Source organism: Flavobacterium anhuiense (assembly GCF_004151235.1).
Lineage (GTDB): Bacteria > Bacteroidota > Bacteroidia > Flavobacteriales > Flavobacteriaceae > Flavobacterium > Flavobacterium anhuiense_A.
On the sequence record NZ_JUIV01000021.1, the window covers coordinates 1 to 16,873 of the forward strand.

Annotated in this window: 7 protein-coding genes; all 7 read left to right on the top strand. The window is 35.1% G+C overall.

The window, feature by feature from the left end; all coding sequences use genetic code 11:
• Positions 1-2,534, top strand: a 2,534-nt coding sequence (locus NU08_RS19260; protein ID WP_129748707.1) for a gliding motility-associated C-terminal domain-containing protein, incomplete at its 5' end; no start/stop codon positions are given.
• A gap of 47 nt (positions 2,535-2,581) precedes the next feature.
• The gene (locus tag NU08_RS19265; protein ID WP_129748708.1) at positions 2,582-3,493 is read left to right on the top strand and encodes a type IX secretion system membrane protein PorP/SprF; all 912 of its coding nucleotides are present in this window, start codon (positions 2,582-2,584) and stop codon (positions 3,491-3,493) included.
• 8 nt (positions 3,494-3,501) lie between these two features.
• Positions 3,502-5,514 carry an OmpA family protein gene (locus NU08_RS19270; RefSeq protein WP_129748709.1) on the top strand — a complete coding sequence of 671 codons (2,013 nt, stop codon included), beginning with the start codon at positions 3,502-3,504 and terminating at the stop codon, positions 5,512-5,514.
• Between the two features lie 482 nt (positions 5,515-5,996).
• The gene (locus NU08_RS19275) at positions 5,997-6,422 is read left to right on the top strand and encodes a CBS domain-containing protein (protein WP_111364849.1); all 426 of its coding nucleotides are present in this window, start codon (positions 5,997-5,999) and stop codon (positions 6,420-6,422) included.
• 154 nt (positions 6,423-6,576) lie between these two features.
• A complete protein-coding gene (locus tag NU08_RS19280; protein ID WP_129748710.1) occupies positions 6,577-8,868 on the top strand; it encodes an NADP-dependent malic enzyme in 2,292 nt (763 codons plus the stop codon).
• A gap of 79 nt (positions 8,869-8,947) precedes the next feature.
• The gene (ruvA, locus tag NU08_RS19285) at positions 8,948-9,529 is read left to right on the top strand and encodes a Holliday junction branch migration protein RuvA (RefSeq protein ID WP_111364852.1); all 582 of its coding nucleotides are present in this window, start codon (positions 8,948-8,950) and stop codon (positions 9,527-9,529) included.
• A gap of 25 nt (positions 9,530-9,554) precedes the next feature.
• On the top strand, positions 9,555-16,805 hold the full coding sequence (gene sprA, locus NU08_RS19290; protein ID WP_129748711.1) for a cell surface protein SprA: 7,251 nt from the start codon (positions 9,555-9,557) through the stop codon (positions 16,803-16,805).
• The last annotated feature ends 68 nt before the right edge of the window (positions 16,806-16,873 follow it).

The following is a 16,873-nucleotide window of genomic DNA, read 5'->3' on the forward strand; positions in this document are numbered from 1 at the left end:
TTCCAGCAGTTTTAGGATCGAATGCTCCTCAGACATTAGGCAAAAATGTTTTTGACAATGACACTAAAAATGCTCAGCCGTTAAATCCTTCAGATGTAACGCTGAAAACGACAGTTGCAGATCCAAAAGGATATCTGACTGTAGATACAGACGGAAACATTGTTTTAGGCGCCAATCCTCCAGCGGGAACTTATGAATTGACTTATGAAATCTGCGAGAAATTGAACCCGGACAACTGCAGTTCAAATACTGTGAAAGTAACGGTAGGCACGCCAGTAATCGATGCGGTTGAAGATGTGATAGCTTCGATAAACGGAAATATCGGAGGAACTACGATTTCATTAATTGCAAATGACAAATTAAACGGAAATCCGATTGTGGTTGGAACAGCAGCGGGGGAAGTTAAGTTTGAAATTATCGGAATGCTTCCGACAGGTTTAACTTTAAATTCAGATTACACAATCACTGTTGCGCCAAATACGCCAGCTGGAGATTATAATGTAGAATATAAAATCTGTGAAAATACAAATCCAACAAATTGTGATTCTGTAATTACAGTGGTGAAAGTTACAGGTGGAAATCTTGTAGCAAATGAAGATTTAGTGCCATCGGCAGTTGGAGTAAACGTTCCGCAGAAAGTAATCAACGTTTTTGAGAATGATACTAAAGATGGAAATAAATTAGTGCCATCTGATGTAGATCTTAAAGTAACTCAAGCAGATCCAAAAGGATATTTAACTGTAGATGCAGACGGAAATGTTGTATTAGTACCTAATGCGCCTGCAGGAGAATATGAATTGACGTACACAATATGCGAGAAACTAAATCCAAATAACTGTGATTCAAATGTTGTAAAAGTTACCGTAACAGAACCAAAAATGACAGTAGTTGCAAATAGCTATTGTTCAAATAACGTTCCTTATGTTAATTATACTGTTACGCCAGACAATTTCACGACAAATAACTTATTAACAGTTAAATGGATTGACAGCAATAATAATGTTGTGGCAACTCAAACCAATCTGCCATTAAGCGGAAACATTTTATGGCCAGGAGCTGAGATTGATAGCAACCAAAATGGAACAGATTGGCCAGGATGGATTTTAAATAACGGAATTTGGGCAGAAGGAGCAGACGGATTTGAAGCTACCAGAAATGGTGTAAAAATTCAGTTTTCATTAAATCCGACAGTTACAGTTTCTGTGGCTTATCCGCCACCAACGCCAGATTGTAATGCGCATCCAACATTTAGCATTAAAGCAAATAATGATGAAGCAGGACCTATAAATGTGAAAAAAGGAGCAAATGCTACGATTAATATTTTTGAAAATGACTTATTAAACGGAGCAAAATTGAAAGCTTCAGATGTTATTTTATCAGTTCCGGTTGTGCATCCAAATATTTCATTGAATGCAGACGGTTCAATCAACATCGCTGCAAATACAGCAGATGGAGTTTACGAATTGACTTATCAGATTTGTGAAGCTGCAAATACATCAAATTGCAGTCAGGCAGTAGTTAAGATTACAGTTGATAATGTTGTAGATCCGACTGTGCCAACAAATAATCAAATTACATTAAATAACGATAATGATGTTAGTGCCGATGGAATCAATGGTTCATTAGAGTTTGTAAATGTTTTAGATAATGATTTGATAAACGGTAAGCCAATAAATCCAGCAGATGTTATAGTTAAGCCTGTAACAGAAAGTCCATATTTTGAATGGAATGCTGACGGAACGGTAAATGTTAAGCCAAACACGCCAGGAGGAAATTATCCGTTGACTTATCAGGTTTGTGAAAAAGCTAATGGTACAAATTGTTCAACAGCCGTATTAAATGTTTTTGTTGAAGTTCCAGCTATTTCGGTTATCAAAACAGCGGTTTTCAATGACGAAAATAAAAGCGGTTTTGCAAATGCAGGAGAAACAATTACATACAAATTTACTGTAACCAATACAGGAAATGTCCCTCTTGTTGGAATCACAATAAACGATCCATTACCAGGAGTTGTAGTTTCAGGGCAAGCAATTAATTTGGGAGTAAACGAATCTAACGAAACGAATTTTACAGCGGTTTACAAAATCACTCAAGAAGATATTAATCGAGGCAGTGTGAGTAATCAGGCAACTGTAAAAGGAAGCAGCGTAAGAGGAGTAGTGGTAGAAGATCAGTCAGACGATGCAAGCAACAGCGGAGATAGTCCAACAGTTTTAGACTTAAATGGATGTTCTATTAAAGTTATGAATGCTTTTTCTCCAAATGGAGACAGCAAGAATGCAAGGTTTTATATCAGAGGAATTGAATGTTACCCAGACAATACAGTTGAAATTTATAATCGTTGGGGAGTTTTGGTTTTCAATATAGATCAGTATAACAATAATGATAGAGTTTTTGTCGGATATTCTAACGGACGTTCTACAATCAAACAAACAGATGGTCTTCCGGTTGGAACGTATTTCTATATCTTAAAATACAAAGACAGCGCTCAGAAGTCTCACCAAGAATCTGGTTACTTATACCTTAATAAATAAAATGGAATACGGCTTAGTTTAGGCTAAGCCGTTTTAAAGCTTAATAAATGAAAAAATTAATTTTAGTTTTTATGTTTTTTTCGATTGTGTCCAATGCGCAGCAAGACGCGCAGTACACGCAATACATGTATAACACAATCGAAGTCAATCCAGCGTATGCAGGTTCACGTGGAGCTTTAAGCGTTTTTGGTTTGTATCGTACACAATGGATTGGGTTAGATGGAGCGCCAGAAACGAGTACTTTTTCGGTTAATACACCTTTAAAAAATAGTGATTTAGGACTTGGGGTTTCTTTGGTAAATGATAAAATCGGACCAACGGTAGAAAATACTTTATCTGCAGATTTGTCTTATACGATTCCAACATCAGAATCATGGAATTTATCTTTTGGTATCAAAGGAACAGCCAATCTTTTCAATATCGATATTAATAAATTGAGCTATGAAGATCAAGATGATCCGCAATTTCAGAATCTAAAAAATAAATTTTCGCCAAATGTTGGAGCCGGAATTTATTATCATTCAGATAGAGCTTACATCGGATTATCGGTTCCTAATTTTATAGAAACAAATCGTTATGATTCAGATGATGTCGCTATTTTCAAAGAGAAAATCAATTATTATTTAATAGCAGGTTATGTGTTTAATCTGGATCGTTTAGAATACATAAAATTCAAACCAGCTTTAATGACCAAAATGGTAGAAGGAGCGCCTTTGCAAGTTGATGTTTCAGGAAACTTCATGTTCAATGATAAATTCGTTTTAGGACTTGCTTACCGTTGGAGTGCATCTGTTAGTGCAATGGCAGGGTTTCAAGTAACAAAAGGAATGTATATAGGTTATGGTTACGATCATGAAACTACGCAGTTAAGAAAATACAATTCTGGATCTCACGAGATTTTCCTAAGATTCGAATTCTTCAATAATTACAATAAAATGATATCCCCAAGATTCTTTTAATACAACCTATGAAAGCTATAAAATTAATTTTGATCTTTTTACTGTCTAGTTTTATTTCAAATGTGAATGCACAAAACCCATTCACAAACATGAACATAAAATATGCAGATAAAAAATACGAAGAGTACGCTTACGCGGATGCAATAAAAGTTTACGAGAGTTTGGTAACTGAGCAGACTACCGACCAAGGAATAATTCAGCGTTTGGCAAATTCATATTATTTTAATGGAGAATTAAAAAGCGCATTAAAATGGTACGAGCAATTATTTGTAATAAACGAAAACCAAGATGCCGAATATTTATATCGATATGCACAATCATTAAAATCAGCGGGAGATTATCGCAAGTCTGATGAGATTTTGCAGAAATTCAATCAAAAGGCAACTGCAGAAAAAAGAGCAGATTTAATCAGAAGTGATAAAAACTATTTAGAAGAAATTAAAGAAAACTCAGGCCGATTCCAAATTGCCGATGCCGGAGTCAATTCTAGATACTCAGATTACGGAAGCGTTGTTTACAACAACAAAATTGTTTTTACTTCTGCACGCGATACGGGCGGAGTTGTGAAAGCCAATTTTCAATGGACAAACAGATCGTTTTCTAGATTGTACACAGCCGATTTGATGCCAGACGGAAGCGTTGGAAAACCAGAGCTTTTAGTAAAAAGAAAAAAAGACAACTTCAATGAGTCAAGTCCGATTTTTACAAAAGACGGACGTACGATGTATTTCACGCGAAATAATTTTACAGACGGTAAAAGAAGAAGCAACGATAAAAACGTAACTCTTCTTAAATTATACAAAGCAGAGCTTATCGATAACACTTGGCAAAATATAAAAGAACTTCCGTTCAATAGCGACCAATATAGTACGGCGCATCCAGCTTTAAGTGTGGACGAAAAAACGTTGTATTTCGCATCAGATATGCCGGGAACGTTAGGGCAGTCTGATATTTATAAAGTTGCAATCAATCAAGATGGAACTTTTGGCACGCCAGAAAATTTAGGGCCAGTAATTAATACAGAAGGAAGAGAAACTTTTCCGTTCATTTCTGGAGATAACGAATTGTATTTTGCTTCTGACGGACGTCCAGGTTTAGGCGGATTGGATATTTTTGCTTCTCGTATAAAAGCAAACGGAACTTTTGATGACGTTTTAAATGTTGGAGAACCTGTAAACAGTAAACAAGACGATTTTGCTTTTAGCATTGACAGTAAAAGCAGAAGCGGTTATTTTTCTTCAAACAGAGAAAACGGACTAGGTTTAGATGATATTTATAGATTTACAGAAACAAGAAGATTAATCTGCGAACAAAATTTATCTGGAACGGTTACCGATGCAGAAACAAATGAGATATTGGCAAATACTTCTCTGACTTTGTTTAACGAAAAATTTGATCCAGTTGGAACAATCTCTACAGACGAAAAAGGAAATTATATTTTTCCTGATTTAAGATGTGGCAAAAAATATACTATTAGAACTGCTAAAAACGATTACAATGCCAAAGAAGTTGCGGTAACAATTCTTAAAGAAAAAGGAGAAACTATTCAAATGATTGCATTAAATAAAGTATTTAAGCCACTTGCAGCAAAAACTGTAGCAATCAAAAAAACGACAATCAGTCCAGTAAAAGTGGGTTCTATAAGAGTAGGAGTAGATATTGCAAAACTGTTAAATCTGCCTATGAATTTCTTTGATTTGGGTAAAGCAACAATTAAGAAAACATCAGAACCGCAATTAATGAAAGTGGTAAATCTTTTAAATGAATATCCAGCTATGAAACTTGATATTCGCTCGCATACAGATAGCCGTTCTTCTTCAGAAAGCAATCAGATTCTTTCGGAGAAAAGAGCACAATCAACTAAAAATTGGTTGATTCAAAAAGGAATCAGCGAAGACAGACTAACTGCAAAAGGTTATGGCGAAACACAATTAGTAAACAAATGTGCTGACGGAGTAAAATGTTCAGAAAAAGAACACATGAAAAATAGACGAAGCGAGTTTATTATTGTTGCGATGTAATAAAAATCATTTCTTTATAAATTACAAAAAGCCTTTTCTAAAATTTAGAAAAGGCTTTTTTGTTTAGAAATAATCCCTACGGGATAATGGATGGGTGGTGTGATTTTTTTTTCTACCAATCAGTCACTCCTAGCGGAGTGGGTTTCGAATTATATATAATGTGTGAAAAAAACACTCCGCTAGGAGTGACTGATTGGTAGAACGCAAATGTTTATCCGTATTTATAATGTCCCGTAGGGACATTTGATAGATCAATAAAAATGAAAAAACTCCGCTAGGAGTTTCTGGTCGGTAAACGTTAAAAAATCTAATTTTCCTCAAAAAACAATTCTAAACAATTTCATTCTTTACACTATAATTTTGAAAATCTAAATTTTGATGTATTATGTTTAAAATGAATTGGTTATGATTTTAAAAAATCGATTTCGTTGCAGATTGTGTTGGTTTTTGTTTTAACTTTATAAAATCAAAAATTTTTCATTATGACTGTAGATCAAATACTTAAAGCAAAAGGAAGAAATGTTTATTCGATTTTCTCCAATTTAACGGTTTATGATGCGTTAAAAGTTATGGGAGAAAAAAACATTGGGGCAATTTTAGTGATGGATGATAATATTTTAAAAGGAATATTATCTGAAAGAGATTATGCTAGGAAAATTGTACTGAAAGATAAATCTTCAAAAGAAACTTTTGTTCATGAGATTATGGAAAGTCATGTTTTTACAGTAAAACTTTCAGATAATCTTGAAGATTGTATGGAACTTATGAGCGAAAAAAGAATAAGACACCTGCCTGTTTTAGAAGACGGAAATGTGGTTGGAGTCATTTCAATCAGCGATGTAGTGAAGGCAATTATAGAAATTCAGAAAGACACCATCAACCATTTGAATTCTTATATTTCTCAATAAAGCACACCTAAAAACGATAAAAATTCAAACGAGTCCAATTTCTATTGGACTTTTTTTATTTATTCGAATAGATTTTAGGAAAAGAAAACGCTAAAAAGACGCCATTTTAAAACAAGACTTATATCTTTGTAAGCTAGAATAAAAGCTAAAAACAATGAACAAAGAGAGTAAAAGAAGAGAAGCGTTACTGTATCACGCAGAGCCAACTCCAGGAAAAATTCAGGTAGTTCCAACAAAAAAATATGCAACACAAAGAGATTTATCATTGGCCTATTCGCCAGGAGTTGCAGAACCATGCTTAGAAATCGCAGCAAACAAAGAAGACGTTTATAAATATACAGCAAAAGGTAATTTAGTAGCCGTAATTTCAAACGGTACAGCTGTTTTAGGACTTGGAAATATTGGTCCAGAAGCAGGAAAACCTGTAATGGAAGGAAAAGGTTTATTGTTTAAAATTTTCTCTGACATTGATGTTTTTGATATCGAAATTGATACAGAAAATGTTGAAGAATTTATTCAGACTGTAAAAAATATTGCTCCAACTTTTGGAGGTATCAATCTGGAAGATATTAAAGCTCCAGAATCTTTTGAAATCGAAAGAAGACTGATCGAAGAATTGGACATTCCAGTAATGCACGACGACCAGCACGGAACCGCAATTATATCTTCTGCAGCTTTAATTAATGCTCTTGAATTGGCAGGAAAAAAAGCTGAAGATGTAAAAATGGTGGTTTCTGGTGCAGGATCTGCTGCAATTGCTTGTACAGATTTATATGTTTCACTTGGAGTAAAAGTGGAGAATATTTTAATGTACAACAGTAAAGGACTTTTAACAAAAGACAATCCATCTTTATCAGATTTACAATTAAAATATGCTATCGACGGAGCTAAAATTCCTTTAGACGAAGCCGTAAAAGGTGCTGACGTTTTCATCGGATTATCTTCAGGAGATATTTTATCACCAGAAATGTTATTGACAATGTCAAACAATCCGATTGTATTTGCAATGGCAAATCCAAATCCGGAAATCGACTATAATTTGGCTGTAGAAACTCGTAAAGATGTTATTATGGCTACAGGGCGTTCAGATTTTCCTAATCAGGTAAATAACGTATTAGGTTTCCCTTATATTTTTAGAGGAGCATTAGACGTAAGAGCGACAAAAATCAACGAAGAAATGAAAATGGCGGCTGTAAAAGCCTTAGCTATTTTGGCAAAAGAACCAGTTCCAGAGCAGGTAAACGTAGCTTATGGAGCAACAAAACTTGGTTTTGGTCAAGAATATATCATTCCTAAACCATTCGATCCTAGATTGATTACGGTTGTAGCACCTGCAGTTGCAAGAGCAGCAATGGAATCTGGAGTGGCAAAAAATCCTATTACAGACTGGGCAGCTTACGAAGATGTTCTTCGCGAACGTATGGGTAACGATAACAAAATGGTGCGTTTGATTACAAACCGTGCTAAATTAGATCCGAAAAGAATTGTTTTTGCAGAAGCAGATCAATTAAACGTTTTAAAAGCAGCTCAAATTGTTTACGAAGACGGAATCGGATTCCCAATTTTGTTAGGAAACAAAGAAGTGATTTTAGAATTGAAAAAAGAATTAGGTTTTGATGCTGATCTTGAAATCATTGATCCTAAAACAGATGAAGAAGCAGAAAGACGTAACAAATTTGCAAAATCATTCTGGGAAACAAGAGGAAGAAGAGGTGTTTCTAAACTGGATGCAGAAAAATTCATGCGCGAAAGAAACTACTTTGCAGCCATGATGGTTAATGAAGGAGAGGCAGATGCATTGGTAACAGGGCACTCAAGAAGCTATCCTTCTGTTGTAAAACCGATGATGCAGTTAATTCCAAAAGCACAAAATGCTTCACTTATTGCTACTGCAAATATGATGCTTACGTCTCGCGGACCAATGTTCTTGTCAGACACAGCAATCAACATTAATCCATCTGCACAAGATTTGATTAATATTGCGATTATGACGGCAAAAACAGCAAAAATGTTTGGAATCGAGCCGGTTATAGCAATGGTATCGTTCTCAAACTTTGGTTCTTCAACAAGTGAGAGCGCTTCAAAAGTTAGAGAAGCTGTAGCTTACTTGCATAAAAACCATCCAGAATTAATTGTTGATGGAGAAATTCAAGCAGATTTTGCTTTGAATCCAGAAATGCTTCAAGAGAAATTCCCATTCTCTAAATTAGCTGGAAAGAAAGTAAATACATTAGTTTTCCCTAATTTAGAATCAGCAAATATTACGTACAAATTATTAAAAGAATTGTACAAAGTGAACTCAATCGGACCTATCATGATGGGTATGGGCAAACCAGTTCACATTTTCCAATTAGGTGCAAGTGTTGAAGAAATGGTCAACATGGCGGCAATTGCTGTTATTGATGCACAGGAAAAAGAAAGCAAAAAGAATAAAGTAACACAATAAACGTTCTTACAAAGGATTGAACAAATTTGTCGTAGTTTTATGGCATTTTTGTTATATTTGATACTAATAAACTATATTTATGATAGCACAGTTGCAGGGGAGATTAGTAGAAAAGAATCCTACAGAGGTTGTAATTGATTGTGGAGGAGTTGGTTATCAGGTGAATATATCGCTGCATACCTTCTCCTTAATTCCAAATTCTGAAAATATAAAATTGTATACGCATCTTCAAATTAAAGAAGATGCGCATACTTTATATGGTTTTGTTGAAAAATCAGAACGTGAAATTTTTAGAATGCTCATTTCTGTTTCAGGAATTGGAGCCGGAATCGCAAGAACAATGCTTTCGTCTATAGAGCCAAAGCAAATTATAAATGCCATTGCATCTGGAGATGTGGGCATAATCCAGTCGATAAAAGGGATTGGAAACAAAACAGCACAAAGAGTTATACTGGATTTAAAGGAAAAAGTTGTTAAATTGTATAATATTGATGAAGTTTTTGCTGTTCAAAACAATAGAAACCGAGATGAAGCGTTATCTGCTCTAGAAGTTCTAGGTTTTGTGCGAAAAGCTTCTGAAAAAGTGGTAGACAGAATTGTAAAAGAAGATCCTGAAGCTACTGCTGAAACAATTATCAAAAAGGCTTTAAAAAGCTTATAAATTTCATTTTATATAAAAGAATTCTATGCGTAAAATTTGTATTTTGTTGCTGGTATTACTCTGCGGTAATGTTTTGCGCGCACAGGTTACACCGGTAACTCAAGATACAACTAAAACTCAGTTTTCAGTAGGAAAGATAGATATAGAAGACCCTCCAAGTGTACTTTCTGCATATAGGTATGATCCTATTACAGATCGTTATATTTACACTACTTCGGTAGATGGTTTCTCTATCAATTACCCTTTAATTTTAACTCCAAAAGAATACGAAGATTTAGTTCTAAAAGAATCGAGACGAAATTATTTTAGAAAAAAATCGGATGCCATTGATGGCAAAAAAGCTGGTGCCGAAGCTGCCAAAAAAGATTTATTGCCAAGATATTACATTAATTCGAGTTTGTTCGAAAGTATCTTTGGAAGTAATACTATAGATGTAAAGCCCACAGGATCAGTAGAAATGGATTTGGGTTTACGGTATACTAAACAAGATAATCCTTCATTTTCTCCAAGAAACAGATCTTCCCTCACTTTTGATTTTGACCAAAGGATCAGTATGAGTTTAATGGGGAAAATTGGAACCCGTCTTGAAGTAAATGCCAACTACGATACACAATCAACCTTTGCTTTTCAGAATTTGTTTAAACTGGCTTATACGCCTTCAGAAGACGATATCGTTCAGAAAGTTGAGGTAGGTAATGTAAGCATGCCTTTAAACAGCACACTTATTCGCGGTGCTCAAAGTTTGTTTGGGGTCAAAGCGCAGTTACAATTTGGTAAGACAACGGTTACAGGAGTTTTCTCAGAACAAAAGTCTCAAACCAAAAGTATAGTCGCAGAAGGTGGAGGAACTGTCCAAAACTTTGATTTATTTGCTTTAGATTACGATAATGACCGACATTTCTTCTTATCGCAATACTTTAGGAATAAGTATGATGCTTCACTAAAAAATTATCCATTAATAGACAGCCGAGTTCAAGTTACAAGGATTGAAGTTTGGGTAACCAATAAGCAGAATAGAATAACGACAGGAAATAATAACTTAAGAAATATTATTGCGCTTCAGGATTTAGGAGAAGGTCAGGTTTCTGGTGTGCCAGACAACCAAGTGGTTGTAATTACAGATCCAACAGGTTTCTTTAATAATCCTATTGATTCTCCAACTGACAACACGAATAATAAATATGATCCAGGAGCAATTGGAAAAGCAGGAAGTTATTTAAATTCAAATATTAGAGAAATTGTAACAGCAAAATCAGGATTTAATAATGCTAATACAAATGAAGGTACAGATTATTCTGTTCTAGAAAATGCAAGAAAATTAACTACGCAAGAATATACTTTTAATCCGCAGTTAGGTTATATTTCGTTACAACAGCGTTTGGCTAATGACGAGATTTTGGCGGTAGCATTTGAATATACGGTTGGAGGAAAAGTGTACCAAGTTGGAGAATTTGGAAGTGATGGTGTAGACGGAACTGTAGTTACAGGAAATAATAACGGAAATCAGGCAATCGTAACACAGAGTTTGGTGTTGAAAATGCTGAAAAGCAGTTTGACAAACGTTCAGAATCCAGTTTGGAACTTGATGATGAAAAACGTGTATCAAATTCCACAAGCTTATCAAATCAAACAAGAAGATTTCAGACTTAATATTCTTTATACAGATCCTTCGCCAATCAATTATATTACACCAGTTGACGGAACTCGTTTCCCAGATGATGATCCTGTAAATCCTGATCCAAACAATTATTATATTACAAAGACACCATTGTTAAATGTATTTAACTTAGATCAGTTAAACTATAACAATGATCCGCAAAAAGGTGGAGATGGTTTCTTTGATTACGTTCCGGGTGTAACGGTAGATGTGCAGAATGCACGAATTATCTTCACCACAAAAGAGCCTTTTGGAGAGCTTTTATTTAGAAAATTAAATACTAATTCTGGAGAAAGCTATAATGATCCATCTACTTATAACCCGAACCAGAAGAAATATGTGTTTAGAAACATGTATAGAAATACTCAAGCGGGTGCTTTGCAGGATAGCGATAAAAACAAATTTTTATTAAGAGGAAAATATAAATCTTCAGGTAGTAACGGTATTCCAATTGGTGCCTTCAACGTTCCGCAAGGATCTGTGGTTGTAACGGCTGCAGGACGAGTGTTGGTAGAAGGTATAGATTATAGTGTAGATTATCAATTAGGAAGAGTGCAGATATTAGACCCTTCGCTTCAAGCTTCTAATACCCCGATCGAAGTTTCATTAGAAAACAATTCGATCTTTGGACAGCAGACAAGACGATTCATGGGATTCAATATTGAACATAAAATTTCTGAAAAGTTTGTTGTTGGCGGTACTTTCTTAAAAATGACGGAACGTCCTTTTACTCAAAAATCAAGCTATGGACAAGAATCTGTAAATAACACTATTTTTGGATTTAACGGAAATTACTCAACAGAAGTTCCATTTTTAACAAGATTAGCCAATAAGTTACCAAATATAGATACAGATGTTCCTTCTAATCTTTCGATTCGTGGGGAAGTGGCATTTTTGAAACCAGATGCTCCTAAAGCAAGTGATTTTGAGGGCGAGGCTACTATTTATATCGACGATTTTGAAGGTACTCAGACCACAATCGATATGAGATCTGCTTATGCATGGAGTTTGGCTTCGACGCCATTTATTAATTCGGCTAACGATAATACTTTTAACGCTAATTCAAATACGCTAGAGTACGGTTACAAACGTGCGAAATTGTCTTGGTATACGATTGACCCGATTTTCTATACTTCAAAACCATCTGGAATCTCAAATGATGATTTATCATTAAATACAACAAGAAGAATATATAGTAAAGAGCTCTACCCAAATACAGATATTGCGCAAGGGCAGATTCAAGTGGTAAATACTTTAGATTTGACGTATTATCCATCAGATAGAGGGCCATATAATAATAACCCTAATTTTGCTTCGAGTAATCCTGCAACAAATTTTGGAGGTATTATGCGCGCACTGAACTCTACTAACTTTGAGCAGGGTAATGTCGAATATATTCAATTTTGGGTATTGGATCCTTATGTTGGTAATGGACAGGCTCAAGGTACTAACAGCGGAAAAATTTATTTCAATTTAGGTGAAGTTTCGGAAGACGTTTTAAAAGACGGAAGAAAACAATACGAAAATGGTTTAGGTCCAGATCAGGTTATGGTAAACCCACGACCAATTTGGGGAGACGTTCCTGCATCTCAATCCTTGATTTATGCATTTGATACCAATCCGGATAATCGTAAGAATCAGGATGTCGGTTTAGATGGTTTGCCAGATGCAAAAGAAGGATCGGTTTATAACAACTATGCAGGAGAGTCGGATCCTGCAGCAGATAATTATACGTACTTTTTAAATACAGAAGGAGACGTTTTACAGCGTTATAAAAAATACAACGGAACAGAAGGAAACTCAGCTGTAAGCGTTGATGATCCAAACCGTGGTTCTACAACTCTTCCAGACGTTGAAGATATCAATCGTGACAATACCATGAGTACAATCAATGCATATTATGAATATAGTATTGATGTGAGACCAGGCATGCAGGTTGGAGAAAATTATATCACAGATATTAGAGAAGTTCAGAACGTAGAACTTCCGAATGGAGGTTCAACCAATGCAAGATGGATTCAATTTAAAATTCCAGTTTCTAAACCTCAAAATACCATCGGAAATATTACCGACTTTAGATCGATTCGTTTCATGCGTATGTTTATGACTGGATTTAATGATCAAATGACAGTTCGTTTTGGAGCTTTAGATTTAGTTAGAGGAGAATGGAGAAAATACACAGGGACGTTAGATGCAAACGATACAAATCCTGATGATGACGGGACTCAATTTGATGTCGCAGCGGTAAATATTCAAGAAAACGGTACAAAATGTCCTGTAAACTATGTTATTCCGCCAGGAGTTCAAAGAGAACAATTGTACAATAACAATACAATCATTAACCAAAATGAGCAGTCTTTGGCAATTCGAATTGGAGGTTCAGGATTAGAATATCAAGATTCTAGAGCAGTTTTCAAAAATGTAAGTGTTGATATGCGTCAGTACAAAAAATTGAAAATGTTCCTTCATGCGGAATCGCTTCCAAATGAAAATCAGCTTTTGGATGATGAGATGATCGGATTTATTCGTTTCGGTAATGATTTTACGCAAAACTTTTATCAAGTAGAGATTCCGTTAAAAGTAACAAGAACAGGCGGATCTTGTACCATCAGCGCAGATCAGGTTTGGATGGACGAAAATAGTATTGATGTCGCGTTAGAGTTGTTGACAAGAATGAAAATCTTAGCAATGAAGATTGATCCCAATGATCCAATTAGGGATGTTAATGGAATTTATTATCCAGATCGAGATCCATCTGTTAAAGGAGGTGACCAAGACAGTAAATTAACTTTAGGTATTAAAGGAAATCCGAATTTTGGTTTAGTTCGAAATCTAATGGTCGGAGTAAAAAGTGCGGCAAACCATAAAGATATTATGGGAGAAGTTTGGTTTAACGAACTTCGTATGTCTGATTTGGAAAACAAGGGTGGTATGGCTGCATTACTGAATGTAGATACCAATATGGCCGATTTAATGACATTGTCTGCTTCTGGTAAAAAGAGCACTATTGGTTTTGGTTCTCTTGAACAAGGTGCCAACGAGAGAGATCGTGAAGATATTCAGCAGTATAACATTGTAACGAACATAAATTTAGGAAAGTTGCTGCCTCCAAAATGGGGTATTAATCTTCCGTTCAATTATGCTATCGGAGAAGAGGTTATTACGCCAGAATACGATCCGTTTAATCAGGATATCAAGTTAGATCAATTGATTAAAGAGACTACAGATCCAGCAGAAAAAGAAAATATTAGAACGCGTGCAGTTGATTATACTAAGCGTAGAAGCATCAATTTTATTGGAGTAAGAAAAGATAGAGCGCCAGAGAAGAAACCTCATGTTTATGATGTAGAAAACTTTACTTTTTCTCAATCATACAATCAGGTAGAAAGGCACGATTATGAAGTGGAGAATTATAATGATGAACAGTCTAATACAGCCGTAAATTATGCTTATACTTTCCAGCCAAAAGAAGTAGTTCCGTTTAAGCAAACCCAATTCATGAAAAAGAGCGATTATTGGAAAATGCTAAGCGACTTTAACTTTAATTATCTTCCTTCAAATATTTCGTTTAATACTAACATTTTAAGACAAAGCAACCGTCAACAGTACAGACAGGTTGAAAACGTAGAAGGTATTGGGCTTGATCCGCTTTACAGAAGAAATTTTGCATTCAATTACCAATATGGTTTCGGATTTAATTTGACAAAATCATTAAAACTGAACTATACAGCAGCGTCTAATAATATTGTTAGAAACTTCTTGAATGATGATAATACGCCAAAAGCAGATTTTAATATTTGGGATGATTATTTTGATATCGGTATACCAAATCAGCATTTGCAGCAATTGGTTCTGAATTATGATATTCCAATTAATAAAATTCCAATATTTAGTTTTGTAAAAGCGACTTATTCGTATACAGCCGATTATAATTGGCAGAGATCGTCAACTGCTATGTCTCAGTATATTGATGAAAATGGAATGTCTTGGGATTTAGGAAATACGGTTCAAAATGCTAATTCAAACACGTTTTCAACAACGTTGAATATGAATACGCTTTATAAATATTTGGGTCTGACACCGGGGGCAAAACCAGCAAAAGCAAAACCTGCAGCACCGCCAAAACCAGGTGAGAAAATTGTAAATACAGCTAAACCTGTTACAAGCAGTAGTCCTTTTTATGATGGTTTGATTGGAGTGTTGACAAGTATTAAAAACGTTCAGATAAACTATACCAAAAACAGCGGAACGGTTTTACCGGGTTATATTCCTGGTGTAGGTTTCTTTGGAACTTCTAAACCTTCGTTAGGATTCGTATTTGGTAGTCAGGATGATGTGCGTTATGAAGCGGCGAAAAACGGATGGCTAACCAGTTACCAGAATTTCAATCAGAACTTCACGCAGGTAAGCAACAAACTTTTGAAAGTGACAGCAAATATAGATCTACTGCCAGATTTAAAAATTGATTTGGCTATGGATCGCGCTTATTCTGAAAATTCATCAGAGCAATATAGTGTGGATCCTGCAACAAATCAATATGTGCCACTATCTCCATATACGTATGGAATGTTCTCTATTTCGACGGTATTGATTAAGACAGCTTTTTCAACCAGTACAGAAACTCAATCGTCTGCATTTGATGATTTTAGAAATAACCGTTTGATTATTGCAAATCGTTTAGCAGAAGATCATTATGGGCCAGGAGCAGCGATTCCTAGATATGATGCGAGTACGTTACCTCCAGAAAATCCAAACGCACCTTTGGAGGATCTTTCAAATCCAAAAAACAGTGAGCGTATAATAATCCAGTCAAACGATGGCTATCCAGTGGGTTATAGTAAAAGTAATCAAGCAGTTTTGCTTCCTTCATTTATGGCAGCTTATACAGGTGCAGATGCTTCAAAGAGCTCGACAGGTATTTTTAGAAATTTTCCTATCCCGAACTGGAGTGTGAAGTATAATGGTTTAATGCGTTATAAATATTTTAAAGATCATTTTAGACGTTTTTCATTACAGCACAATTATAGAGCATCTTATACGATTAGCCAGTTTAGGTCTAATTTTGATTATTATGAAAATCCAGATGGGAAGGATGTAAACTCAAACTTCTTCAATAAAACGATTATGTCTAATGCCAACTTAGTGGAACAGTTTAGTCCGCTTCTTAGAGTTGATTTTGAGCTGAAAAATTCGTTCCGTTTATTGACAGAGGTTAAAAAAGATCGTGCTTTGTCTATGAGTTTTGATAATAATTTGTTGACAGAAGTTAGAGGAGTAGAGTACGTTGTAGGAGTAGGATATCGTTTTAAAGACGTAATTATTTCATCAAGATTGGCAGATAATCCAACTGGAATTATTAAAAGTGATATCAACATAAAAGCCGATTTTTCATATAGAAATAATGAAACTCTGGTTCGCTATTTAGATTACGATAATAATCAGCTGGCAGCAGGACAGAATATCTGGACGTTGAAATTGACAGCAGATTATGCTTTCAGTAAAAACTTAACAGCAATATTCTATTATGACCATTCGTTCTCGAAAGCAGTTATTTCGACTTCTTTCCCTTTAACGAATATCAGATCAGGTTTCACACTTCGTTATAATTTCGGAAATTAAATTTGAGTTTCTAAACTAAATTTTATTAGAAGATTATTACATTTGTGGCTTAAATTTTAAACAATCAA

Excerpts from the sequence above, each read along its gene's own strand:
- sprA (WP_129748711.1), top strand. The coding sequence starts at position 9,555 with ATGCGTAAAATTTGTATTTTGTTGCTGGTATTACTCTGCGGTAATGTT.
- NU08_RS19275 (WP_111364849.1), top strand. The coding sequence starts at position 5,997 with ATGACTGTAGATCAAATACTTAAAGCAAAAGGAAGAAATGTTTATTCG.
- ruvA (WP_111364852.1), top strand. The coding sequence starts at position 8,948 with ATGATAGCACAGTTGCAGGGGAGATTAGTAGAAAAGAATCCTACAGAG.
- NU08_RS19265 (WP_129748708.1), top strand. The coding sequence starts at position 2,582 with ATGAAAAAATTAATTTTAGTTTTTATGTTTTTTTCGATTGTGTCCAAT.
- NU08_RS19270 (WP_129748709.1), top strand. The coding sequence starts at position 3,502 with ATGAAAGCTATAAAATTAATTTTGATCTTTTTACTGTCTAGTTTTATT.
- NU08_RS19280 (WP_129748710.1), top strand. The coding sequence starts at position 6,577 with ATGAACAAAGAGAGTAAAAGAAGAGAAGCGTTACTGTATCACGCAGAG.